The sequence below is a fragment of the Frigidibacter sp. RF13 genome (genome assembly GCF_026626305.1).
Classification (GTDB): domain Bacteria; phylum Pseudomonadota; class Alphaproteobacteria; order Rhodobacterales; family Rhodobacteraceae; genus TMP-24.
Genome location: NZ_JAPNUE010000007.1, coordinates 54953 through 79694, shown reverse-complemented (window position 1 = coordinate 79694; position 24742 = coordinate 54953). Strand labels below are relative to the sequence as shown.

Annotated in this window: 24 protein-coding genes; 20 read left to right on the top strand and 4 right to left on the bottom strand. The window is 64.7% G+C overall.

Features of this window, described 5'->3' with window-relative positions:
* Positions 1–27 precede the first annotated feature (27 nt).
* The 10 genes from OU426_RS13805 to prfB all read left to right on the top strand — a co-directional run bounded on the left by OU426_RS13805 (position 28) and on the right by prfB (position 9705).
* On the top strand, positions 28–921 hold the full coding sequence (locus tag OU426_RS13805; protein WP_267634614.1) for an ABC transporter permease: 894 nt from the start codon (positions 28–30) through the stop codon (positions 919–921).
* The gene (locus OU426_RS13800; protein ID WP_267634613.1) at positions 918–1730 is read left to right on the top strand and encodes an ABC transporter permease; all 813 of its coding nucleotides are present in this window, start codon (positions 918–920) and stop codon (positions 1728–1730) included. Before OU426_RS13805 ends, OU426_RS13800 begins: the two co-directional genes overlap by 4 nt.
* An 11-nt stretch (positions 1731–1741) precedes the next feature.
* Complete coding sequence (locus OU426_RS13795; protein ID WP_267634717.1) at positions 1742–2818, top strand: ABC transporter ATP-binding protein; 1077 nt, start codon at positions 1742–1744, stop codon at positions 2816–2818.
* A 168-nt stretch (positions 2819–2986) separates the two neighbouring features.
* Complete coding sequence (argS, locus tag OU426_RS13790) at positions 2987–4732, top strand: arginine--tRNA ligase (RefSeq protein ID WP_267634612.1); 1746 nt, start codon at positions 2987–2989, stop codon at positions 4730–4732.
* Positions 4733–4799: 67 nt separating this feature from the next.
* Complete coding sequence (locus OU426_RS13785) at positions 4800–5837, top strand: SPOR domain-containing protein (protein WP_267634611.1); 1038 nt, start codon at positions 4800–4802, stop codon at positions 5835–5837.
* The gene (locus OU426_RS13780; RefSeq protein ID WP_420712603.1) at positions 5834–6844 is read left to right on the top strand and encodes a glycoside hydrolase family 3 N-terminal domain-containing protein; all 1011 of its coding nucleotides are present in this window, start codon (positions 5834–5836) and stop codon (positions 6842–6844) included. The genes OU426_RS13785 and OU426_RS13780 overlap by 4 nt, the downstream gene beginning before the upstream one ends.
* A 14-nt stretch (positions 6845–6858) precedes the next feature.
* Entirely contained in the window at positions 6859–7647 is a 789-nt protein-coding gene (locus OU426_RS13775; RefSeq protein WP_267634609.1) for a segregation and condensation protein A, read from the top strand.
* An 86-nt stretch (positions 7648–7733) separates the two neighbouring features.
* Positions 7734–8312 (top strand): SMC-Scp complex subunit ScpB, encoded by a 579-nt coding sequence (scpB, locus tag OU426_RS13770; RefSeq protein ID WP_267634716.1) that lies wholly within the window; start codon positions 7734–7736, stop codon positions 8310–8312.
* A gap of 4 nt (positions 8313–8316) precedes the next feature.
* The gene (locus OU426_RS13765) at positions 8317–8505 is read left to right on the top strand and encodes a hypothetical protein (protein ID WP_267634608.1); all 189 of its coding nucleotides are present in this window, start codon (positions 8317–8319) and stop codon (positions 8503–8505) included.
* 72 nt (positions 8506–8577) lie between these two features.
* The gene (gene prfB, locus OU426_RS13760; RefSeq protein WP_267634607.1) at positions 8578–9705 is read left to right on the top strand and encodes a peptide chain release factor 2; all 1128 of its coding nucleotides are present in this window, start codon (positions 8578–8580) and stop codon (positions 9703–9705) included.
* Positions 9706–9816: 111 nt separating this feature from the next.
* Here the strand turns inward: prfB and OU426_RS13755 are convergent, their stop codons facing one another.
* Genes OU426_RS13755 through OU426_RS13740 form a run of 4 tightly spaced genes read right to left on the bottom strand, consistent with a single transcriptional unit; the run spans position 9817 to position 13136 of the window.
* Entirely contained in the window at positions 9817–10947 is a 1131-nt protein-coding gene (locus OU426_RS13755) for a Gfo/Idh/MocA family protein (protein ID WP_267634606.1), read from the bottom strand.
* Positions 10944–11744: a 3-methyl-2-oxobutanoate hydroxymethyltransferase gene (locus OU426_RS13750; protein WP_267634605.1), complete on the bottom strand. Its 801-nt coding sequence runs from the start codon at positions 11742–11744 to the stop codon at positions 10944–10946. Before OU426_RS13750 ends, OU426_RS13755 begins: the two co-directional genes overlap by 4 nt.
* A complete protein-coding gene (locus tag OU426_RS13745; RefSeq protein WP_267634604.1) occupies positions 11744–12058 on the bottom strand; it encodes a MocE family 2Fe-2S type ferredoxin in 315 nt (104 codons plus the stop codon). Before OU426_RS13745 ends, OU426_RS13750 begins: the two co-directional genes overlap by 1 nt.
* A gap of 7 nt (positions 12059–12065) precedes the next feature.
* Positions 12066–13136, bottom strand: a complete 1071-nt coding sequence (locus tag OU426_RS13740) for a fatty acid desaturase family protein (RefSeq protein WP_267634603.1) — start codon at positions 13134–13136, stop codon at positions 12066–12068.
* Positions 13137–13268: 132 nt separating this feature from the next.
* Between OU426_RS13740 and OU426_RS13735 the strand changes: the two genes are divergently transcribed.
* The 10 genes from OU426_RS13735 (at position 13269) to iolE (ending at position 24701) form a co-directional block, all read left to right on the top strand.
* Complete coding sequence (locus OU426_RS13735) at positions 13269–14300, top strand: LacI family DNA-binding transcriptional regulator (RefSeq protein ID WP_267634602.1); 1032 nt, start codon at positions 13269–13271, stop codon at positions 14298–14300.
* 142 nt (positions 14301–14442) lie between these two features.
* Positions 14443–15261: a TIM barrel protein gene (locus OU426_RS13730; RefSeq protein WP_267634601.1), complete on the top strand. Its 819-nt coding sequence runs from the start codon at positions 14443–14445 to the stop codon at positions 15259–15261.
* An 84-nt stretch (positions 15262–15345) separates the two neighbouring features.
* Positions 15346–16287, top strand: a complete 942-nt coding sequence (locus OU426_RS13725) for a sugar ABC transporter substrate-binding protein (protein WP_267634600.1) — start codon at positions 15346–15348, stop codon at positions 16285–16287.
* A 103-nt stretch (positions 16288–16390) separates the two neighbouring features.
* Positions 16391–17503 carry an ABC transporter permease gene (locus tag OU426_RS13720; protein WP_267634599.1) on the top strand — a complete coding sequence of 371 codons (1113 nt, stop codon included), beginning with the start codon at positions 16391–16393 and terminating at the stop codon, positions 17501–17503.
* A gap of 4 nt (positions 17504–17507) precedes the next feature.
* Positions 17508–18275 (top strand): ATP-binding cassette domain-containing protein, encoded by a 768-nt coding sequence (locus OU426_RS13715; RefSeq protein WP_267634598.1) that lies wholly within the window; start codon positions 17508–17510, stop codon positions 18273–18275.
* Complete coding sequence (locus OU426_RS13710) at positions 18259–19056, top strand: SDR family oxidoreductase (protein ID WP_267634597.1); 798 nt, start codon at positions 18259–18261, stop codon at positions 19054–19056. The genes OU426_RS13715 and OU426_RS13710 overlap by 17 nt, the downstream gene beginning before the upstream one ends.
* 19 nt (positions 19057–19075) lie before the next feature.
* A complete protein-coding gene (gene iolG, locus OU426_RS13705) occupies positions 19076–20083 on the top strand; it encodes an inositol 2-dehydrogenase (RefSeq protein ID WP_267634596.1) in 1008 nt (335 codons plus the stop codon).
* Positions 20080–21978: a bifunctional 5-dehydro-2-deoxygluconokinase/5-dehydro-2-deoxyphosphogluconate aldolase gene (locus OU426_RS13700; RefSeq protein WP_267634595.1), complete on the top strand. Its 1899-nt coding sequence runs from the start codon at positions 20080–20082 to the stop codon at positions 21976–21978. The genes iolG and OU426_RS13700 overlap by 4 nt, the downstream gene beginning before the upstream one ends.
* Positions 21975–23798, top strand: a complete 1824-nt coding sequence (iolD, locus tag OU426_RS13695; RefSeq protein WP_267634594.1) for a 3D-(3,5/4)-trihydroxycyclohexane-1,2-dione acylhydrolase (decyclizing) — start codon at positions 21975–21977, stop codon at positions 23796–23798. The genes OU426_RS13700 and iolD overlap by 4 nt, the downstream gene beginning before the upstream one ends.
* A gap of 9 nt (positions 23799–23807) precedes the next feature.
* The gene (iolE, locus tag OU426_RS13690) at positions 23808–24701 is read left to right on the top strand and encodes a myo-inosose-2 dehydratase (RefSeq protein ID WP_267634593.1); all 894 of its coding nucleotides are present in this window, start codon (positions 23808–23810) and stop codon (positions 24699–24701) included.
* Positions 24702–24742: the final 41 nt, after the last annotated feature.

Here is a 24742-nt window from a genome sequence, read left to right as displayed (position 1 = left end):
ATGGCCGCCGCCCGCAGGGATGGGGATATGACACAACGATCAAACTGGGGGCGCCTGACCCGCTCGCCCGCCTTCAACGGCTATGCGCTGATCAGCCCGACGGCGCTTTATGCGCTGCTGCTTCTGGCTGCGCCGCTTGCCACGGTGGTCTATCTGTCGTTTCAGACCGACGGGTCCGGGGTGCGCGAGGTCATCCATCAGTTCACGCTGAGAAACTATCTCGAGGCCTGGACCGACCCGATCTACCGGGCGATCATGCAGCGGTCGCTGTTTGTCTCGTTCATGGTGACGCTCGCGACCGTGGTGCTGGCCTTCCCGGTCGCCTATTTCGTCTCGTTCCACGTAGCGCCGAACAAGAAATCGCTCTGGCTCTTCCTCATCACTATCCCGTTCTGGACCTCCTATCTGGTGCGGGTGTTCCTGTGGAAGGTGATCCTCGGCTATAACGGCGTGATCAATTCCGGCCTGAAGAGCATTGGCCTGATCGACGATCCTCTGACCTGGATCAACGTCAATGTCGGCGCCATCGTGATGACGCTTGCCCACGCCTACGCGCCCTTCGCGATCCTGCCGATCTTCGTGGCGCTGGAAAAGATCGACCGGTCGCTTCTGGAGGCGGGCCGCGATCTGGGCGAAAGCGCGTTGATGACTTTCTGGCGCGTCACGCTGCCCTTGGCCATGCCGGGCGTCGTCGGCGCGGTGCTGATCGTCTTCATCCCGACGGTCGGTGACTATGTGACGCCCGACATCATCGGCGGCGGCAAGATCCCCCTGATCGCCAACGTCATCCAGAAACAGCTTCTCGCCATTGACAACATGCCGCTTGGCTCGGCTGTCGCGGTCTCGGCCATGCTGATCGTCGGCGTCATCTCTGCCGTCTTCGTTCTGGCGAACGCGCGCTTCCTGAGGGTGAAGAAATGAAGTCGCAAGGTAACGGTCTCAGGCTCTATGCCATCCTCTATCTCGCGTTCCTCTATGCGCCGATCTTCCTGCTGCCGATCTTTTCCTTCAACGACGGCACGATCATCGCTTTCCCGCTCAAAGGCTTCACCACCAAATGGTTCGCGGTGATGGCCGAGAAGGGACAGCTGCATCAGGCGGTGATCAATTCGCTGATCGTGGCGGGCTCGACCGCGATCCTCGCCACCACGCTTGCGATCTTTGCCGCCCGCGCTTCGACGAGGTTCGAGTTCAAGGGCAAGGGCGCGATCATGGCGATGATCATGCTGCCGCTCGTCCTGCCGGAAATCATCGTCGCGATGGCGATCCTGGTGATCCTTCTGCAGATGGGTGTCGGCCTTGGTCTTACGACGATCATCCTCGGCCATACGCTGATCTGTACGCCCTTCGCCATCGCGATCCTTTCGGCGGCCTTCCAGAGCCTCGACAAGTCGCTGGAAGAAGCCGCCTACGACCTTGGCGAGGGCAAGTTTTCGACCTTCCGGCTGATCATCCTGCCGCTGGTGCTGCCGGGTATCATCTCGTCCCTCCTGATCTCCTTCACGATTTCGATGGACGAATTCATTCTTGCCGCCTTCATTGGCGGCACCTCGCCGACGCTGCCGGTCTATATTTACTCGCAGCTTCGTTTCCCCAAGGAAATCCCGGTGATCATGGCCGTCGCGACCTGTCTCGTGGCCGTGTCCATCGTGCTTCTCATCATCGCTGAATATTTCCGCCGCCGTGGTGTCGCAAAGACCGGGGGCAAGGATTCCGGAGGCTTCCTGTGAGCAAAGACGCTATGATCCATCTGCAAGATGTCCAGAAATATTACGGCGATTACCACGCGCTGAGGGGCATCAACTGCGACATCAGGGCGGGCGAGTTCTTCTCGCTGCTCGGGCCTTCGGGCTGCGGCAAGACCACGCTTCTGCGCACCATCGCAGGGTTCGAGGATATCACCTCGGGCGTCGTGATGATTGACGGCAAGCATATGGAAGGCGTGCCTGCCAACAAGCGGCCCACGAACATGGTGTTCCAGTCCTACGCGATCTTCCCGCATCTGACGGTCGAACAGAATGTGGGCTTTGGCCTCCGCCGCGACCCACGCCCCAAGGCCGAGAAGGACAAGGCCGTGGCCGAGGCGTTGGAGATGGTGGGCCTCAAGGGTTTCGGCAGCCGAGCGGCGCATGCGCTTTCGGGCGGCCAGCGCCAGCGCGTGGCGCTCGCCCGCGCGCTGATCCTCAAGCCTAAGGTGCTGCTGCTCGACGAACCGCTCTCCGCGCTCGACAAGAAGATGCGCGAGAACATGCAGGTTGAACTGATCAAGCTGCAGCGTCAGGTCGGCATCACCTTCATTCTGGTCACGCACGACCAGGAAGAAGCGCTCGTCATGTCCGACCGGATCGCGGTTATGTTCGAGGGCGAGATCGCCCAGCTTGCTGATCCGGAGACGCTTTACCGCCTGCCCAATTCGCGCCGGGTCGCGGATTTCATCGGCCATATGAACTTCCTGCCGGCGAAAGTCGCGGGCGAGGAGAACGGCGAGATTGATGTGGATGTGCAGGGTCTCGGCCGCTGCCATATCTCGGCCAAGCAGGCGCCGGGCGGCAATCGGGGCGAGGAGCCTTCGGTCGGCTTCCGGCCAGAGACGCTGACCCTTCTCTATGAAGGTCAGACTGCCACCGACCGCGAGGCGACCGGCACCGTCGAAGAGGTCGTCTATTACGGCGACATGACCTATTACGACGTGAAGCTTGACGGCGTGGATGAGCCGGTGCGTCTGTCCATGCGCAACGTCCCCGGCCGCCCGGTGCTCGACCGCGGCGTGAAGGCGCGCGTTGCCTGGAGCCCCTCGGCGCTGGTGCTGTTCCGCTAGAACTTCTATGCCTCCGGCGGAGGTCTTTGGTCCAAGATGAAGGATGCAGTTTCATCTTGGCACAAGTACCTCGGGGGGTGAGGGGGGCAGCGCCCCCCTTCTTTCCCTTGCCGCCATTGACGCCATCGGGCCGCTCTGGCATCCCCGCTTTGATCAAAGGGGAAAGTGATGAACCTGTTTTCCGATATCCGTGCGCTGGTGATCGAGAGCCTCGGGGCCATGACCGCCGAAGGCGCGTTGCCTGCTGGGCTGGATTTCACCGCCGTCGCGGTCGAGCCGCCGCGCGATGCCGCGCATGGTGACATGGCGACCAATGCCGCGATGGTGCTGGCAAAGCCCTCGGGCCAGAACCCCCGTGCGATCGCCGAGGCGTTGGCGGTCAAACTTGCCGCCGACCCGCGCGTGACGCTGGCCGAGGTTGCGGGGCCGGGCTTTCTGAACCTGCGCCTTGCGCCTTCCGTCTGGCAGGGGCTGGTGCGCACGGTTCTGGATGCGGGCAAGGACTATGGCCGCTCCACCCTCGGGCGCGGCGCCCGGGTGAATGTCGAATTCGTCTCGGCAAACCCGACCGGACCGATGCATGTCGGCCATGTCAGGGGCGCGGTCTTTGGCGATGCGCTGGCTTCGCTTCTGGCCTTCGCGGGCCATGATGTCACGCGCGAATATTACATCAACGACGGCGGCGCGCAGGTCGATGTGCTGGCGCGGTCTGCCTATGAGCGCTACCGCGAGGCACACGGGCTCGAGCCGGAAATCCGTGAGGGCCTCTATCCGGGCGACTATCTCATTCCCGTCGGCGAGGCGCTGAAGGAAAAGTACGGCGACAGTCTTCTCGACAAGGGCGAGCAATATTGGCTGGCCGATGTCCGCGAATTCGCGACCGAGCGGATGATGGCGATGATCCGCGAGGATCTGGCCTCGCTCGGTGTGAAGATGGATGTCTATTCCTCGGAAAAGGCGCTGTACGGAACCGGCAAGATCGAAAGCGCGATCCAGACCCTGCGCGACATGGGCCTGATCTACGAAGGCGTGCTGGAGCCCCCGAAAGGCAAGCTGCCCGAGGATTGGGAGGAGCGCGAGCAGACCCTCTTCCGCTCGACCGCGCATGGCGACGATGTCGACCGTCCGGTGCAGAAGTCGGACGGCAACTGGACCTATTTCGCCCCCGACATCGCCTATCATTACGACAAGGTGACGCGTGGCTTCGATCAGTTGATCGACGTTCTGGGTGCCGATCATGGTGGCTATGTGAAGCGGCTGAAGGCCGTGGTTTCAGCGCTGTCGAACGGCAGGGTGCCTTTGGAAGTGAAGCTCATCCAGCTGGTGAAGCTTTTCAAGAACGGCGAGCCCTTCAAGATGTCGAAGCGGGCAGGCACGTTCGTAACGCTCCGCGATGTGGTCGAACAGGCGGGCGCCGACGTGACGCGCTTCGTGATGCTCACCCGCAAGAACGATGCGCCGCTGGATTTTGATTTCGACAAGGTGCTGGAACAGTCCAAGGACAATCCGGTCTTCTATGTCCAGTACGCCCATGCCCGGGTCTCCTCGGTCCTGCGCAAGGCGGCCGAGGCCGGGATTCCGACCGATGACGCGACGCTTGCCGCCGCCGATCTGAGCCTTATCGGCCATGAGGTGGAGCTGGCTCTTGCCAAGAAGATGGCCGAATGGCCGCGTCTGGTGGAGATCGCGGCCAAGGGGCAGGAGCCGCATCGCGTGGCCTTCTATCTTTACGAACTGGCGTCCGAGCTGCATTCGCTGTGGAACCGCGGCAATGATGATACGTCGCTGAGGTTCGTGCAGGAGGGCAATGTCGCTGTCAGCCAGTCGAAAATCGCGCTGGCACGGGCGGCGGGCGTTGTCATTTCGGCGGGTCTTGCTATCTTGGGCGTCAAGCCGGTCGAGGAAATGCGCTGATCAAGAGGCGCCCGCTGGCAGAGCAGGGCGGCCCCGCCGTGGCGGGGCGCCGGATGACAGGACGGCGATGACAGTCTGGCAGGACGACGAGGTCTATCCCGAGGCGCCTGCGGCCTATGCCGCAGACCCGCGCACTGCCGCGTCGGGGCGCGCGGGCGCTGTGGTGCGCGCGGCGGGCGGGCTCGTCTCTGTGGCGCTGATCGCGGGCGTGGTCGTCTGGGGCTACAAGCTCGCGCAGCGCCAGATCCATGGCGTGCCGGTGATTGCGGCCCCCGAGGGTGAGGCGCGGGTTGCGCCTGACAATCCGGGAGGAGAGCTTGCCGACCATCAGGGCCTGGCGGTGAACATGATCGCCGCCGAGGGCGAGGCCGAGGCTGCTGCCGATCTGCTCGTGCTCGCCCCGCGCGCGGCGGCGCTCAGTGACGAAGATACGGCTTCTGACGCGCTGCAAATCACTGCCGGTTCGCCACTCGCGCCGCTCGCCGCGATGCCCGGGCCGAATGTCGGCACAGTCAGGCCAAGCCCGTCGCTTGAGGCTTCGATTGCCGCGCCCGACGGGCTGAAGTTGCCCTTGCCCGAGGAGGCAGCCGAACCGATCGACGCGCCGGAACTGGAAACCGTCGAGGCGGGGTCGGTCGAGGTGGCCTCGATCGAGGCGGCCCTGATGGAGGCCAATGCTTTCGACCCGCTCGGCGAGGCGCCGGTTGAAGGGATCGACCCGTCGGTGCCCGGCGTGTCCACATCCTTGATCCCGGTCGCGAAGCCCGCCGGGCTGGCGCCCATGCGCCAGGAAGTGACGCTGGTATCGGCCTCTGCCGACCGCCCGGTCGAGGATGTCGCGCCCGCGACGATCACCGCTGGCACAACGCTCGCCCAGATCGGCGATTATCCGTCCGAGGCAGAGGCAAAAGCTGCGTGGACAGCCGAGGTCGCGCGGTTCGGCGCGCTGTTCAACGGCAAGGCGCGGGTGATCGAACCGGCGACACGGGGAGAGGAGACTTTCTATCGGCTTCGCGTCATGGGCTTTGCCGACCGCGACGAGGCGCGGCGTTTCTGTGCGGCGCTGAATGCCGAAGGCCGTTGCGTCGCGGTGACCGTGCGCTGATGGCCGCCGCACCGCTTGCCGTGATCTTTGGCTGTGAGGGGCCGGTGCTTGGCGCGGACGAGGCCGCCTTCTTTCGCGAGGTGGATCCTCTCGGCTTCATCCTCTTCGCGCGCAATGTCGAGACGCCCGGTCAGCTGCGCCGCCTGACCGGCGACCTGCGCGCCGCCGTGGGGCGTGATGCGCCGGTGCTGGTCGATCAGGAAGGCGGGCGCGTCCAGCGTCTGCGCGCGCCGCACTGGCGCGAATGGCTGCCACCGCTCGATCAGGTTGCGGCAAGCGCGCAGGGCCGGATGGAGCGGGGAATTTGGATCCGCTACCGGCTGATTGCCGAGGAACTGCGTGCGGTGGGCATCGACGCCGATTGCGCGCCCTCGGGCGATATCGCCTGGCCCGACACCCATCCTTTCCTGAAGAACCGCTGTTTCGGCTATGACACGGTTACGGTCGCCCGGGCCGCTCGGGCGGCCGCATCCGGCCTTCTCGCTGGCGGCGTCCTTCCGGTGATGAAGCACATGCCCGGCCATGGCCGCACGGTTGTGGACAGCCATCACGATCTTCCGGTTGCAGCCGCTTCGGCCGAGGAACTGGCACGCACCGACTTCGCACCCTTCCGGGCGCTCTCCGACCTGCCGATGGGCATGACCGCCCATATCGTGGTGCCTGCCTACGACTCTGGCCACCCTTCGACCCAATCGCCGCGGATGATCGGCGTGATCCGCGAGGAGATCGGTTTCCAGGGCCTCCTCCTCAGCGACGATCTGAATATGGAGGCGCTGAAGGGTACGCTCGCGGACCGCACCCGCGCCGCATTGGCGGCAGGCTGCGATGTCGCGCTGCATTGCAAGGGCGACATGGACCAGATGATAGAGGTCGCCGCTGCCGCCCGGCCGCTCGATGCGGCGGGCTTCAGGCGCGCTGAGGCGGCGCTGGCCCGCCGCGCCGCGCCCGACCCCATTGACGCCGAGGCGCTCATGGCCGAACTTCAGACGATCCTCGCCCCGAACTGAGAACTGACCGTCGTATGTCCGACCCGAGCCTCTTTCAGGAAGACCCCGTGTCGGTCGGTGACCGGCTCGCGGCCGAGGCGCTGATCGTCGATGTGGACGGGTTCGAGGGGCCGCTCGACCTGCTGCTGACACTGTCGCGCACCCAGAAAGTTGACCTGCGCCGGATTTCCGTCCTGCAACTCGCTGAGCAGTACCTGGCCTTCGTCGACAAGGCCAAGGCACTTAGGATCGAGCTGGCCGCCGATTATCTGGTGATGGCCGCCTGGCTCGCCTTCCTGAAATCGCGGCTTCTTCTGCCGCCCGACCCGAACGAGGAAGGCCCGACCGGCGAGGAACTGGCGGCGCACCTTGCTTTCCAGTTGGAACGCCTCGGCGCCATGCGCGAAGCCGCCGCCCGGCTGATGGCGCGCGACCAGCTTGGGCGCGATTTTTTCGCGCGCGGCCTGACCGAGGATGTGACCCGCGTCCGCCGCACCCATTATTCCGCCACGCTTCTCGACCTGATGCAGGCCTATGCCCGCATCCGCACCCGCGACGAGTTCCGCCCCTTCGCCTTCGACCGCACCCATGTCTTCACCATGGAACAGGCGCTTGACCGGATGCGCGGGCTGATCGGCTATGCGGGCGGGTGGACCGACCTCATGGGCTATCTGCCCGACGGCTGGGCCCATGATCCGGTCCGCCGTCGCTCTGCCACCGCCGCGACCTTTGCCGCGTCTCTGGAACTCGCCAAACAGGGGCAGATCGAGTTAAGACAGGCCGAGACCTTCGCGCCCATCACCCTTCGCCGGAAGACCCATTGACCGACACCGCCACCCCAGATCGCCAGAGCGATGCACCCGAGGAACGGAGCCTTTTCGAGGCGCCGCCGATCGCCGAGCAGGAGCGGATGGTGGAGGCGATCCTTTTTGCCTCTGCCGAGCCGGTGACGGTCGCCGACCTCGCGCAGCGCATGCCGCATGGCTGCGATCCGGCCGAGGCTTTGGTGCATCTGAGGAAGCGCTATGAGGGCAGGGGTGTGAATGTGGTCCGCGTGGGCGATGCGTGGGCGATCCGCACCGCACCGGACCTTGGCTTTCTCATGCAGAAGGAAGTCGTCGAGACGCGGAAACTGTCGCGCGCCGCGATCGAGACCTTGGCGATCATCGCCTATCACCAGCCTGCGACCCGGGCGGAGATCGAGGAGATCCGGGGCGTCGCCGTCAGCCGGGGCACGATCGACCAGCTAATGGAACTGGACTGGATCCGCCTCGGCCGCCGCCGGATGACGCCGGGCCGCCCGGTGACCTTCGTCGTCACGCCGCGCTTCCTTGACCATTTCGGACTTGAATCTGCCCGCGATCTGCCGGGGCTGAAGGAATTGCGGGCGGCGGGGCTTTTGGACAACAGGCCGATGCCCGGCACGACCACTCTTGGCGACGAAGAGAGCGACGAGATGGCGGGCCAGACCGAGCTTTTTGAGGATTGAGCCCATGGAGCGCGCGATCCGCATGCTGATCCGGGCAGCGATGGACACCGTCTTCCGCCACCTGCCGGGCTGGCTGGCGCGGCGGGGCGGCAATGACGGCACGGCCCAGGGCCGCGCCCGCATCCGCACGAACGAACGCGACATGGCCAAGAAGATGCGCATGATCCGCAAGCTGACGCGTTGGCTGCGCTGACCGGTCCGACCCGCCCTTGTCCGGGGCGGGCGGCTCCTGTATCAGGCGCAGCGGACGGCTGAGAGGACGAAGATGCGCGCGGAAACCCAGAACAACGTGGATGCGATCAAGAAATCGCTGACGCTTCTCGGCCAGCGCATGGATTGGGAAACCGCCCCGCACCGACTGGAAGAATTCAACGCGATGATCGAGGACGGCAACCTCTGGTCCGACCCCGCGCGCGCTCAGAAGCTGATGCGCGACCGGCAGATGCTGATGGATAAGGTCGAGACTTACAGGAAGATCGACCGCGAACTGACGGACAACGTCGAGCTGATCGAACTGGGCGAAATGGAGGGCGATCAGGAGATCGTCGGTGAGGCCGAGAAGAGCCTGAAGGAGCTGCGCGAATTTTCCGCCGCGAAAGAGCTTGAGGCGCTTCTGGACGGCGAGGCCGACGGCAATGACACGTTTCTTGAAATCAACGCGGGCGCGGGTGGTACGGAAAGCTGCGACTGGGCCTCGATGCTTGCTCGCATGTATGTGCGCTGGGCCGAGAAGAAGGGCTACAAGGTCGAGATGCAGTCCGAGACTGCGGGCGAGGAGGCGGGCATCCGCTCAGTGTCCTACAAGGTCTCGGGCCCCAATGCCTATGGCTGGCTGAAATCGGAATCGGGCGTCCACCGTCTGGTGCGCATCTCGCCCTATGACAGCGCCGCGCGGCGACATACGTCCTTTTCGTCGGTCTGGGTCTATCCGGTGGTGGACGAGAATATCGAGATCAACATTCCCGACAGCGATATTCGGATCGACACCTACCGGTCCTCGGGCGCGGGCGGCCAGCACGTCAACACGACCGACTCGGCCGTCCGGATCACCCACCTGCCGACCAATATCGTCGTCACCTCCTCGATGAAGTCCCAGCACCAGAACCGCGAGATAGCGATGAACGCGCTCAGATCGCGGCTTTATCAGCTGGAACTCGACAAAAGGAACGCGGCGATCACTGCGGCGCACGAGAACAAGGGCGATGCGGGCTGGGGCAACCAGATCAGGTCCTATGTGCTGCAGCCCTACCAGATGGTGAAGGACCTGCGGACCGGGCATGAGACCTCGGACACGCAGGGCGTGCTCGACGGCGATCTCGACGGGTTCATGGCGGCGACGCTGGCCTTGGATGTGGCAGGCAAGAGCCGCGCCGAGGCGCAGGGCGAGGAATAGTGTGAAGAAGGGCGAGGGGCGCTGCTCCTCGCGCTCCCCGAGGTATTTTCGCCAATAGAAGGGGCAGCGGTTCTTGCCCTTCAGCGCGGCTCGGTCGGGCCTGCTCGCGCCTCAGGCCTCACCCTCGCCGAAGCTCTTGCGTTGGCCTGAAATCGCGGCTTCGGCGATGCCGTGGATGATGCGTTCGATCCTCAGACCTTCGCTGAAATCAGGCCAGCAGGGCGCGCCGCTAGCGATCGCCTGGATCAGCCCGGCAGACTCGATCACCTTGAGGTCGTTGAAGCCGATCTGGTGGCCGGGGGCAGGGGTGAAGGCGCCATAGGGCGGATGGGCCGGTCCGGTTAGGAGGGTGCGGAAGCCTGCCTCGGACGCCTCGCCCTCATTCACATAGAGCTGCAACTCGTTCATCCGTTCCTGCGCGAAGGCGATCATGCCCTTCGTGCCATGGACTTCGAAATCCAGCCGGTTCTTGCGGCCCCAGGCCGAACGAGAGGTGGAAAGCGAGCCCTGCGCGCCGGAGGCAAAGCGAAGGATGGCGGTCGCGGTATCTTCGTTTTCCACCGACGCCCGGCCCCCGTCGGGCAGGGGGCGGGTTTCATGGATGATCTGGGCATCGGCGATCAGGCTGTCGACCGGGCCCATCAGAAGAAGCATCATCGACACGAGATGGCAGCCAAGGTCCCCGAGGGCACCAAGGCCCGCGTCGGCCTTGCGGGCGCGCCAAGTCCACTCAAGATCGGGATCGGCCTGATAATCCTCGTCCACCCAGCCGCGGAAATGGACGGGGCGGCCGATCCGGCCCGCCGCGACCAGCCGCACGGCATGCTGGACGGCAGGGTTTCGGATGTAATTATAGCCCAGAAGCGTGGCGCGGCCCGTCTTGCGGGCGGCACTCGCCATCGCCTCGGCATCGGCAAGGGTCAGCGCCATCGGCTTTTCGCACCAGACATGCTTGCCTGCCTCGAGTGCGGCCACGGCAATTTCCCGGTGCAGGCCGTTCGGCGTCGTGATCGACACCACATCCACGGCCGGGTCGGTGACAAGCGCCCGCCAGTTATCGGTCGCGCGGGTAAAGCCGAATTGGTCGGCCATCGCCTTCGCCTTGTCGGCAGGCGTGTCGCACAGCAGTTCCAGCCGCACCGGTGGCAGACCGCCCATCACGCGGCCCGCGTTCGCCCAGGCGATGGCATGGGCCTTGCCCATGAAGCCCGTGCCGATCAGGCCGATGCCGATCGGTCTCATGCGGTTTCCCTTTCAAGCCAGTCCTCAAAGGCTTCGACGACTTCGGCCTCGCTGTCCACGAGATGTTGCGGCGCGGGATAGAGGCCGGCATGGACCTCGTCGGCGAAACGGCCCATCGCCTCGATCCGCAGGGCTTGCAGCCGGTCCTGTTCGGCGGCGAGGTTGGCGTAGACCTTGGCATGGCGCGGCACATGGCCCCGGTTCTGGCCGAGCACATCTTCGGAAAAGAGATATTGCGCATGGCCCGCCGAACCGGCCCCCATCGAGATGAGGAAAAGCGAGGTCTTTTCGGCGATCGCTCGGGTGATGCCATGCGGCACCACCTCGATCTCGGCGGCGAAGGCGCCTGCTTCCTCAAGCGCGCGGACCTGCCGCCAGACCAGTTGCGCGGTCTCCAAGGTCTTGCCCACGGCCCTGAAGCCGCCGGTCCAGGTGCGTTTGGACGGGATGAGGCCGACATGGCCGCAGACCGCTATGCCGTGATCGGCCAGTGCCCGCACGGTGGCGAGCGAGCCCGAGCAATAGACGGCATCTGCCCCATGCTTGATCAGCGGGAAGGCCCATTTCAGGAAATCCGCGGTGCCGCCGATCTCGAAATAGTTCACGCCGGGGAAGGCAAAGGCATCCGGTGCCGCCTCGCGGAAGCGACGGTCGAAGATCATCGCCGGCGGGACGGAAAGCAGTTCCACCCCCGCCGCGGCCGCCGCCGCCGCCTCTTCCAGCGTTTCGACGCGCAGCATGGCATATTGATGGCTGCCGCGCTGGCCGAGCAGGTCATGTACGGTCGGCGGCGCCATCACGACACCTTGATCTGCACGCGGCCGCCTTCGACCCGGGTCGGATAGGTGGCGAGATTGACGCAGACGGGCGCGCGTTTCGCCTCGCCGGTCCGGTAATCGAACTGGCCGTTGTGCTTCGGGCATTCGATCACATGGTCCATCACCAGACCCTCGGCGAGATGGACCTGTTCATGGGTGCAAAGCCCGTCGGTGCAGTAGAAAGCACCATCGGGGCTGTGGTAGATGGCATAGGTGCGGCCCGCGTGATCGAAGCGGATCACATCTTCCTCGTCGATCTCGTCAGTGGCGCAGGCGTCGATCCAGTCGGTCATCTTGTCCTCATTCTGCGGGTTGGCCTGCGGCCATGTGAAGCTCTTCCCGGTAGGGCCGGGCGGTGGCGGGCAGGGCGCGCTTCAGGAACAGGTCCTGACCGCGCAACTGGCGCATCAGGACGGGCAACATCTCGCGGTAGCCCGCCCAAATCGAGCGTGTGGGGGCAGGCAGGTCGTCCTTGATGCGCTCATGCAGGTCCGGCAGCCGGTGGTAGGGCACCATCGGGAACATGTGATGTTCGATATGGTAGTTCATGTTCCAGTAGATGAAGCGGCTGACGGGGTTCATGTAGACGGTACGGCTGTTCAGACGGTGGTCGATGACATTGTCTGCAAGCGCGCCATGCTGCAGAAGGCCGGTCATCACATGGTGCCAGGCGCCGTAGAGGCGGGGCAGGCCGATGACCATCAGGGGCAGGATCGAACCCGTCCAGACCGCAAGTCCGATCGTCGCGGCATAGATGACGACCCAGACACGGGCGACCGTCACGACTTTTTGTCGTTCGCTCTCGGGGATGAAGGTTGCTTCCTCGGGGTCTTGCCGGCCCGAGGCATTCAGGATCATCCTGTTCCAACCCGCCCAGGCATCGGCAAGGCCGAAGAAGTTCGACAGGAGCCTGAGCGCCGCTGGCGGCCGCATCACGGCGATTTCCGGGTCGCGCCCGACGATGATCGTATCGGTATGGTGGCGGGCATGGCTCCAGCGCCAGGTTACTGGGTTCCGCACGATCATGAAGCTTGCGATGTGGTATACGGCGTTGTTCATCCACGCCGTGCGGAAGGCGGTGCCATGCCCGCATTCATGCCAGCGGGAATCTGAGGCCGAGCCGTAGAGCACGCCGTAGGCGAGCCAGAAGGGCGCCGACCACCACGACGGCCAGAGCCAGATGCCGAGACCGGCGAAGAGCACCATCGCGCCATACAGGATTAGCGTATCACGGATCGCGGGTCCGTCTTCGCGCGCCATCAGAGCCTTCATCTCCTTGCGCGGAATGTCGGAGTGATACCAGTCGGCGGCGGCAAGCCCCGCCGCTACTGCGCGTTCCGCATCCGGGCCGATCAGGCTGTAGTCTCTCATGGCACTCCCCCGGCCGTACGAGTCGCGGAAAGGATAGGGGCAGTCGGGGCATGCGCCTATCACTCTGCTTGTCATTCCATCAAAAACCATCAATGAATGACGGGAATGGTGATGTAAAACTTGCAAGGCGAGATGGCGAAGCGACCGACGATACAGGATTTGGCGGCCGCCTCGGGGGTGAGTGCGGCAACGGTGGACCGGGTGCTGAACGGCCGCCTGAAGGTACGGGAGGAAACCGCGCGCCGGGTCTATGAGGCTGCACGCGCCATCGGCTATCACGCCGCGCCGCTGCTGGCGCAGCGATTGCAGCCCGACCTGCAGCGTGTGCGGTTCGGATTCGTCCTGCACAAGGAGCGGCAGGCCTTCTATCAGGCCTTTCATCAACAGATTCAAAAGGCGGTCGAACAGGCAACCGGTGTTCGGGGCGAGGTGATCATCCAGTATGCCGCCTCGCAAGCGCCGGGCGACTTCGCCAAACTGATGGCCGGCATGAAGGGCCGCGCCGATGTGGTCGGGGCGACGGCCGTCACCCACCATGAGGTTACGGCGGCGGTCGAGGAACTGACGCAGGCGGGCATTCCCTGCTTCGCACTTCTGAACGATTTTGCCCAAGGTGTGCGGCAAAACTATGTGGGCTTGAACAATCTGAAGGTCGGGCGCATCGCCGCCTCAATGCTGGCGACGGCGGTGCACCGGCCAGGAAAGCTCGCGGTTTTCGTCGGCGGCTACCGCTGGCACGGGCACGAACTGCGCGAAACCGGCTTTCGCAGCTACATCCGCGAGCTGGCGCCGCAATTCACCATCCTCGACACTCTGGTGAACCTCGAAACCCGGCAACTGACCTACGAGGCGACGCTCGACCTTCTGGGCCGCCATCCCGACCTGAGCGGCATCTATCTGGCGGGCGGCGGAATGGAGGGGGCGATTGCCGCGCTCCGCGAGACGCGGGCACCGGGCGAGGTGGCGCTGGTGGTCAATGAACTGACGCCGGAATCGCGCAGCGCGCTGCAGGATCGCTATGTGGCGATGGTGATCTCGACGCCATTGGAAAAGCTCTGCCGCGAGTTCGTGTCCCTGATGATCCAGGCGGTGCAAAGCGGCGGCGCGGGCACCCCGGGGCAGCATTTCTTGCAGCCCGAGCTCTATATCCCCGAGTCGGTTTGATGATGCGATTGCATCATTACCCAACGTCATTTTGCGTCATGCATGATGTGAAATACCTCCCCGACTGTTGACCCGACTCACCCGGTGGGCACAGGGTCTGCGCGGCAAGGGCGGCATCAGACCGCCGCCGAAGGGGGAGGCGATGGTCCGGTTTGCGATCAATCACATGACGATGGCGCGGATGGGCTTCGACGGCCTGCTTACGCTGGCGCGTGAACTCGGGTTGGTCGGGATCGAACTGCGCAACGACCTTTCCGGGCCCTTGTTCGGCGGGCTCGCGCCCGAGGAGGCAGGTGCACGGATCAAGGCGGCGGGGCTGAGGCTTCTGGCGCTCGCCGAGGTCAAGCGCTTCAACGACTGGTCGTCCGACAAGGGGCGCGAGGCCTTGTCCCTCATCCGCATCGCCAAGGCCGCCGGCGCCGAAGCGGTCAGTCTCATCCCCCGCAACGACAATCAGGGCATGGGCAATGGCGAGCGGCAGGCCAACCTGCGGCTGGCGCTGCGCGAGCTGAAACCGATGCTGGAGGATCACGACCTGATCGGCATGGTCGAGCCTTTGGGCTTCCCCATCTGTGCCCTGCGCCACAAGGCCGAGGCGGTGGAGGCGGTCGAAGCCTTGGGCGCCAAAGGCCGCTTCCGGCTGGTGCATGACACGTTCCACCATTTCCTTGCCGGTGGCGGACCGATCTACCCGGACCATACCGGCATCATCCATATCTCCGGCGTCACCGCGCCCGCGATCGCGGCGGAAGAGATGCAGGACGCCCACCGCGTGCTCGTCGACGGACACGACCGGCTGGGCAATGTCGAACAGATTGCGGCCTTCGAGGCGGTGGGCTGGCAAGGGCCGGTCTCGTTCGAGGCCTTTGCGAGCGAGGTGCACGCGCTCCCCGATCCGGGTGCGGCGCTCAAGGCATCCATGAAATTCATCGGTCAGGCGTTGGAGCAGAGGGCCGCCTGACCGGCGAGTGACTGGCCCCGGAGAGGGCCTTCCGGTGGAGATTTCAAATCAGGGCGTGCCGGACGCCGCTATGGGAGGAAGAAGATGAGAAAGACCATTCTGATTGCCGGGTTCGCGACGCTGATGGGGACAACGGCCATGGCCGAAACCGTCGGCGTTTCCATGGCGCTTTTTGACGACAACTTCCTGACCGTCCTCAGGAACGGCATCCAGAAATACGCCGACGAACAGGGCGTGACGGTGCAGATCGAGGACGCACAGAACGACGTGGCCAAGCAGCTTGACCAGATCAACAATTTCATCGCCTCGGGCGTGAATGCGATCATCGTCAACCCGGTCGACACGTCGGCCACGCAGGCGATGTCGGATGCGGCGGCGGCGGCGGGCGTGCCGCTTGTCTATGTGAACCGCCAGCCGATCAACCTCGACTCGCTTCCCGACAACCAGGCCTTCGTCGCCTCGAATGAGGTGGATTCGGGTACGCTTGAAACCATCGCGCTCTGCGACAACTGGGCCGGCGAAGGCAAGTCCGAGGTCAATGTCTATGTCATGCAGGGCGAACTGTCGAACCAGGCAGCCGTGCAGCGTACGCAGGACATCTATGACGTGATCGAAGCGGGCAAGTGCAAGGTGAAGGTCAATGTGATCGACCAGCAGACCGCCAACTGGAGCCGTGATCAGGCGCAGAACCTCATGACCAACTGGCTGTCGACCGGCACCGCTTTCGACGGCGTGATCGCCAACAACGACGAAATGGCGATCGGCGCGATCCAGGCGATGAAGGCGGCGGGCATTGACATGGCCTCGGTCCAGGTCGGCGGCGTCGACGCGACGCAGGATGCGTTGGCCGCGATGCAGGCGGGCGATCTCGACGTGACCGTGTTCCAGAACGCGGCCGCGCAGGGCTCGGGCTCGCTGAATGCCGCTGTCGCGCTCGCCAAGGGCGAGGCGGTCGATCAGACCGTCTGGGTGCCGTTCGAACTGGTGACCCCGGCAAACGTCGCCGACTATCTCAGCAAGAACTGATCCGGGCAGGGTCAAGGAACGGGGCGGCGGCTTCGCCCCGTTCCGCCCGCGTTTCCGGAGGGCCACTGGGGACGCGGGCCACATAAGGGGAAGGGGACCATTCGTGACGCAGACGACGCACGGCCTGGGCGGCCTGAAATACGACCCCACCAAGCGAACGCGCGCGCCGGAATGGAACGTGTTCCTCGCACTGGTGATCATCATCCTGATCTTCGAGGTGCTGAACCGGCTGAACGGATCGAGTTTCCTGTTCAACATGCGCGACAACATGCCGGGGCTTCTGAACAAGCAGCGGCTGGATATCATGATCCTGCAGGTGGCGATCACCGGGATCATCGCCATCGGTGTCACGCAGGTGATCATCCTCGGCGGCATTGACCTGTCGTCCGGCTCGCTCGTCGGTGCGACCGCGATGATCGTGATGAGTTTCGCGCAGACGGCGCTGGTAAACGGCAATCCCAATCCGAAGGCAGTTCTCGGTGACTGGGCGATGGACCTGCCGGTGATCGTGCCGATTGTCGTGGGCATGGGCTGCGGCATCCTTGCGGGTGTCGTGAATGGCCTCTTGATCGCCTATACCCGCATCCCGCCCTTCATCGCCACGCTCGGCATGATGGTCACCGCGCGCGGGGTGGCGCGTTGGTGGTCGAACGGTCAGCCGGTCAGCTTTCCGACCGAAAGCTACGGCCATCTGTCGAACGGCGACATTCTGGGCACGCTCACCTTCGGGCTCCTGTCCTGGCCGGGCCAGAACCCGGCCGTGGTCTTTGTGGTGCTGGCTATCCTCTTCCACATCCTCATGACGCGCACCGTCTATGGCAAGCGAAGCTATGCCATCGGCTCCAACGAGGCGGCGGCGCGCATGTCGGGTATCAACGTCGACCGCCACAAGGTGCTGGTCTACACGGTCGCGGGATGCCTTGCCGCCGTTGCGGCGATCCTTCTCACATCGAAAAACCTGACCGCGCAGGCGGGCATGGGGGTGATGTACGAACTTGATGCCATCGCCATGGCGGTGATCGGCGGCATTTCCCTTTCCGGCGGGCGCGGCTCGATCCTTGGCACGGTGCTCGGCGCAATGATCTTTTCCACGATCATCTCCGGTTTCACCTCAATCCGGCTCGACGCCTATTATCAGGAGATGGTGAAGGGCGCGATCATCGTGGCGGCGGTCGTTCTTGACCAGTGGCGCCAGCGGCAGCGGGCGAGGGGGTAAGGCGATGAGCGATATCGTTCTTGAAACGCGCGGCCTGACCAAGCGCTATGGCGGGGTCCACGCGCTGGAAGACGCCGATTTCATCCTGCGCGCGGGGGAACATGTGGCCGTCGTCGGCGACAATGGCGCGGGCAAGTCGACCTTCGTGCGGCAGGTGACGGCGGTCGAGCAGAAGACCTCGGGCCAGATCTTCTTCGACGGGCGCGAGGTGGAATTCGCCGACCCGCTCGCCGCCCGCGAGGCGGGGATCGAGACGGTGTTCCAGACGCTGGCTTTGGCCGACGACCTTGACGTGCCCTCAAATCTCTTTCTCGGGCGCGAACTATTCAAATGGCGCTTCGGGCCCTTCTCCTGGCTCGACCGCAAGGCGATGCGCGACCGCACGCTGGAAGCGCTGAAGACCACGGCGGTGAAGATCCCCAATGTCGACAACCCGATCCGCAACATGTCGGGCGGGCAGCGGCAATGCGTGTCGATCGCCCGGACGGCGGCCTTCGCCTCGAAACTGGTGATCATGGACGAGCCGACGGCGGCCTTGGGCGTGCAGGAAACCGCGCAGGTCGAGACCATCATCCGGGGGCTGAAGGAACGCGGCGTGCCGTTGATCCTGATCAGCCACAACCTGCGGCAGGTCTTCGACCTTGTCGACCGGATCGTCGTCTTCCGGCGCGGGCGGATCGTCGCTTCGCTGCGGAAGGACGAAACCGACGGCAACGACATCGTCAGCTACATCACCGGCGTGAAAGGCGGGGCCGATGCCGTCGACGCCTGACATGCCTCACCGTGACACGGTCGCGGTCATCACCGGCGGGGCGCAGGGCCTCGGCCGGGCGGTGGCTGAGGCGTTGATCGCCGAGGGCTGCGGGAGCATTGCCATCGCCTCGCGCCGGGTGGCAGAAGGCGAGGCGGCGGCGGCTGAACTCTCCGCCATGGGCGCGGATGTGCGTTTCATCCGCACCGATCTGGGGGATGCAGAGGCGGCGGGGGCGCTGATCGACCGGGCAGCCGAGGCCTTTGGCCGGGTGACGGCGCTGGTGAATGCCGCCGCCGCGACCGACCGGGGGTCTATCCTCGACACGGACCCCGAGGCGTTCGACCGGCTGATGGCGGTGAATGTGCGCGGACCTTTCTTCGCACTGCAGCGCTTCGCCCAGCGGGCAGTGGAAGCGGGTCATCCGGCAGCCTGCGTCAATATCCTGTCGATGGTCGTTCATTGCGGCCAATCCTTCCTCGCGCCCTATTCGGCGTCGAAGGCGGCGCTTGCCAATGTGACGAAGAATGCGGCGCAGGCGCTTCGGGGGCATCGCATTCGGGTAAATGGCGTGAATTGCGGCTGGATGGACACGCCGGGCGAAGATGACGTGCAGCGCCGCTATCACGGGGCTGAGGACGGCTGGCTTCAGGCCGCCGAGGCGCGCCAGCCGATGGGCATGCTGGTGAAGCCCGCGCATGTGGCGGGTCTAGTCACCTATCTTCTGGGCGCGCGGTCGGGGGTGATGACCGGGGCGCTGGTGGATTTCGATCAGAATGTGGCCGGGGCCTATCCCGAATAGTGGCCGGAAGGAGAAAGACATGGGTGTGAGGTTCGGGCTTCTGGGGGCCGGGCGTATCGGGCGGGTGCATGCAAAGGCAATCTCGGCCGACAGCCAGGCGCGGCTTGTTGCCGTGGCTGACGCGCTGCCGGATGCGGCGCGCGATGTGGCCGCGCAGTATGGCTCAGAGGTCCGCACCATCGAGGCGATCGAGGCGGCAGGCGATATCGACGCGGTGGTGATCTGCACGCCCACGAACACCCACGCCGACCTGATCGAGCGCTTCGCGAAGGCTGGAAAGGCGATCTTCTGTGAAAAGCCGGTCGATCTGTCGCTGGCGCGGGTCCGCGATTGCCTGAAGGTGGTCGAGGCGACCGGCGCGCGGCTGATGGTCGGCTTCAACCGGCGGTTCGATCCCCATTTCCGCGCTGTACGGGCGGCCATCGACGAGGGCCGCATCGGCACGGTCGAGATGGTGACGATCACCTCGCGCGATCCCGGTGCGCCGCCCGTCTCCTACATTCAGAATTCGGGCGGCATCTTCCGCGACATGACGATCCACGATTTCGACATGGCGCGGTTTCTCTTGGGCGAGGAGGTCGAGACAGTTCAGGCCGCCGCCGCCGTCCTGACCGACCCCGGCATTGCTACGGCTGGCGATTATGACAGCGTCTCACTCATCCTGCGCACCGCCTCGGGGCGGCAGTGCCTGATCTCAAATTCCCGTCGCGCGACCTATGGCTATGACCAGAGGATCGAAGTGCATGGCTCGCTCGGCATGGCATCGGCGGAAAACCAGCGGCCCGTGTCGATCGAGGTCGCGTCAGTAACGGGCTATAACCGCCCGCCTTTGCACGATTTCTTCATGACGCGCTATACCGATGCCTACGCGGCCGAAATCGCCGCCTTCATCGCGGGCGTCACCGCGGGCGCCACGATCAGCCCCTCGGGCGAAGACGGGCTGAAGGCGCTCGCCCTGGCCGATGCGGCGCTGAAATCGGTGGCCGAGGGGCGTGCGGTCAGGGTCTCGGAAGTCCTGAACGGATGAAGACGCTCGACCTGATAACCATCGGCCGCGCCTCGGTCGATCTCTACGGCGCGCAGGTCGGCGGGCGGCTGGAAGACATGGCCTCGTTCCAGAAATATATCGGCGGCTCGCCCACCAATATCGCGGCGGGAACCGCGCGGCTGGGGCTTAGATCGGCGCTGATCACGCGGGTGGGCGACGAGCACATGGGCCGCTTCATCCGCGAGGAACTGGCGCGCGAAGGGGTGGACGTGAGGGGGGTGAAGACCGACCCCGGGCGGCTGACGGCGCTGGTCCTCTTGGGTATCCGCGACGACAAGCGGTTTCCCCTGATCTTCTACCGCGAGAACTGCGCCGATATGGCGCTCTGCGAAGAGGATATCGACGAGGACCTGATCGCCGAGGCACGCTGCGTAGTGGCGACGGGGACGCATTTGTCGCATCCCAAAACCGAGGCGGCGGTGGTGAAGGCACTGACGCTCGCCCGCAAGCATGGCTGCCAGACGGCTCTGGACATCGACTATCGCCCGAACCTCTGGGGACTTGCTGGGCATGGTGCGGGCGAGGAGCGGTTCATTGAAAGTGCGCGGGTAACGGAAAAGCTGCAGCGCCACTTGAAGTTCTTCGATCTGATCGTTGGAACGGAAGAAGAATTTCACATCGCGGGAGGCGCGACCGATACGCTTGTTGCCTTGAACAAGGTTCGGGAGACCACGCCCGCAACCCTCGTTTGCAAACGTGGGCCGATGGGGGCCGCCGCCTTCATCGGCCCGATTCCGGCCAGCCTTGACGAGGGGATCACCGGTCCAGGCTTCCCGATCGAGGTCTTTAATGTGCTGGGCGCGGGCGACGGGTTCATGTCGGGCCTCTTGAAAGGCTGGCTGGACGGGGCGGACTGGCGGACCGCCCTGACCTATGCGAACGCCTGCGGCGCCTTTGCCGTCAGCCGCCATGGTTGCACGCCTGCCTATCCGAGCTGGGAGGAATTGCGGTTCTTCCTCAAGCGCGGGGTGACCGAACGCGCCTTGCGCAAGGATGCAGAGCTTGAGCAGGTACACTGGTCGACGAACCGCCATGGAGAGTGGTCGACCATGCGGGTATTCGCGTTCGACCATCGTGCGCAGCTTGAGGACCTGCCGGGCGCTGACGCGACAAAGATATGCCAATTCAAGGATCTGTGTCTTGATGTTGCGCTGAGTGTTTCTGACGGAAGCCCGGGTTATGGCATCCTGTGCGATAGCCGGCTTGGCAGGTCCGCGCTTTACCGTGCAGCCGGACAGGGCCTGTGGATCGGGCGGCCCGTCGAGTGGCCAGGATCGCGTCCATTGACTCTGGAACCCGAGATAGGGCCGGATTTTGGTGGGTTGTCGGACTGGCCGTTGGGCCATGTCGTCAAGGTTCTGTGCTTCTGCCATCCCGACGACCCGGCCGAGATGCAGGCAGCGCAGGAGCAAACGCTTCAACGCCTGTTCGCAGCGTCGCGGCGGAACCGGTTGGAATTCTTGCTGGAAGTGATTCCCTCGAAAGTCGCCCCCGTTGCAGAGGATACGGTGGCGCGGCTGATCCGGCGGTTCTACGAGATCGGCATCTATCCGGACTGGTGGAAGCTCGAACCGATGCGGTCGGATGCTGCATGGAGCGCGACGGTGGCCTCGATCGAAGAGAATGATCCTCATACACGGGGCATCGTCGTTTTGGGCCTCGGCCAGTCCGAAGAGGATCTGGCGGCCAGCTTCCGGCTGGCTGCGAAATATCCGCTGGTGAAGGGCTTCGCCGTCGGCCGCACGATCTTTGCCGAGGCAGCGCGCGATTGGATGGCGGGCAAGATTGGCGACGCGCAGGCAATAGGGCTGATGGCCGCAAATTTCCGACGTCTCTGCGATGTTTGGGACGCGGCGAAAGGAGATGTGAGATGAAAACGATCCGCCTGACGGCCGCGCAGGCCATGGTCCGCTGGCTGGCCGCACAGAAGGGTCCAGACGGCGCGCGGTTCATCGAAGGGGTCTGGGCGATCTTCGGTCATGGCAATGTCGCAGGCATCGGCGAGGCCTTGCAGGCGGCGGGCGACAGCCTTCCGACCTGGCGTGGGCATAATGAACAGACCATGGCCCATACAGCGATTGCCTATGCCAAAGCCATGAAGCGGCGGCGGGCGATGGCGGTCACCACATCGATCGGGCCGGGGGCGCTGAACCTCGTGACGGCGGCGGCGGTGGCGCATGTGAACCGCCTGCCGGTGCTGCTGCTGCCGGGCGATGTGTTCGCAAGCCGCGCGCCGGACCCGGTTCTGCAGCAGATCGAGGATTTCGGCGACGGAACCGTCAGCGCGAACGATTGCTTCCGCTCGGTCAGCCGCTATTTCGACCGGATCACCCGGCCGGAACATATCCTGACCGCCCTACCACGCGCCTTCCGGGTAATGACCGACCCGGCAGAGTGCGGGCCGGTGACGCTCGCCTTCTGTCAGGACGTACAGGCCGAGGCTTATGACTACCCGGAAAGCTTCTTCGTGGAACGGGTCTGGGCAATCCGGCGGCCGGAACCGGACCGGGAGGAGCTGGCGGCGGCGGTCGAGGCCCTGAGGGCCGCGCAGGCGCCGGTGATCGTGGCAGGCGGTGGGGTGATCTATTCCGGGGCGGAGGCGGAGCTAGCTGCCTTCGCCACTGCGCACGGCATTCCGGTCGTCGAGACGCAGGCCGGCAAGTCGGCGCTGGCTCATGATCATGCGCTGAATTTCGGTCCCGTGGGCGTGACGGGTGGCGCGGCGGCGAATGCAGTCTGCGCGGCGGCCGATCTGATTATCGGTCTTGGCACACGGTTTCAGGACTTTACCACGGGTTCATGGGCCCTGTTCAAGAACCCGGCCCGGCGGACCCTGTCGGTCAATGTCCAGCCTTATGATGCGGCGAAACATGGCGCGCTGTCGCTGGTGGCAGACGCAAAGATTGCCTTGCAAGCATTTGGAAAGGCACTGGTAGCGCGGAAATGGGCAATCGACGCAGGACCGCGCACGGACTGGGCGGCGGCAACCGCAACGGCGAAGGCCGCGCCCGACAAGGGCAATGCGCTGCCCACGGATGCGCAGGTGATCGGGGCGGTGCAGCGGGCGGCGGGGCCGCAGACAGTGATCATGGGCGCGGCCGGGACGATGCCGGGCGAATTGCACAAGATCTGGGATGCGGCGCCCGGCGGCTATCACATGGAATACGGCTTTTCCTGCATGGGCTATGAGATTGCGGGGGCCTTGGGCATAAAAATGGCACGTCCCGAGGCGGACGTGATCTGCATGCTGGGCGACGGCAGCTACCTGATGGCCAATTCCGAGCTGGCGACGGCGGTGATGATGGGGGTGCCCTTCACCGTGGTGATCACCGACAATCGTGGCTTCGGCTGCATCAACCGGCTGCAGAAAGGCACGGGCGGGGCGCCCTTCAACAATCTTCTGGACGACGCCCGCCATGTGAACCCTTCGGCGATCGACTTCGTTGCCCATGCGGGATCAATGGGGGCGAAGGCGGTGAAGGCAGCGGATATCGCGGCGCTTGAAGCAGAGCTGCGGGCGGCGAAAGGCGCCGACCGGCCAGTGGTGATCGTCATCGACAGTGATCCTGCGCCCTCGACCGAAGCGGGCGGGCACTGGTGGGAGGTCGCAGTTCCAGAAGTTTCCGGCCGGGCGGAAGTTCGGGCGGCACGGGCAAAATATGAAGCGGCGCTCGTGGCGCGGCGCGGGAAGTGAGAGGCGAAGATGATCCTGTTCGGCACCAATCCGATTGCCTGGTCGAATGATGATGACCCGTCCATCGGCGGACATATCAGCCTGGATGAATGCCTGGATGATTGCGTGAAGATCGGCTTTGATGGCATTGAAAAGGGGAACAAATTCCCGAAAGATGTTACAGGCCTGAAGGCGGTGCTGGAACCGCGCGGACTGCGCTTCGTCTCGGGCTGGCATTCGCTCAATCTGCTTGTGAACGATATCGAGACCGAGAAGCGCGCGATGCAGCCCTTCCTCGATCTTCTGAAGGCGATGGGCAGCAAGGTGATCATCACCTGCGAGACCTCGAACTCCGTCCATGGCAATGACCGGGTCGCGGTGAACGATCGGCCGCAGTTGCGTGAGGATCAGTGGCCGGGCTTCTGCGCGGGCGTCGAGGCGCTGGCGGCCCACGCGGCGGCGCAGGGGATCACGCTCGTCTATCATCCCCATATGGGCACGGTGATCGAGACCGATGCCGAAGTGGACCGGCTGATGGCGGGCACGGGGCCGGAGACCCATCTCTTGCTCGATACCGGTCATTGCACCTTCGCGGGCGGCGATCCGCTGGCACTGGCGCGGCGGCATATGGCGCGGGTCCGGCACATGCATGCCAAGAACGTGCGCCCGGAAATCATGGCAGAGGTGCGGGGCGAGGGGTTGTCCTTCCTCGAAGGCGTGCGGCGCGGGGTCTTTACCGTGCCGGGCGATCCGGCGGGCTGCGTTGACTTCCTTCCGGTGCTGAAGGTTGCGGCGGAGCATTCCTATCGGGGCTGGCTGGTGATCGAGGCGGAGCAGGACCCGCTGAAGGCCGATCCGCTGAAATATCAGATGATGGGGCTGGCCTCGCTGAAGCATTTCGCGGCGCGGGCAGGACTTTTGTGAGAGAAGGCCGGGGAGGCTCTGCCTCCCCGGACCCCTCCGGA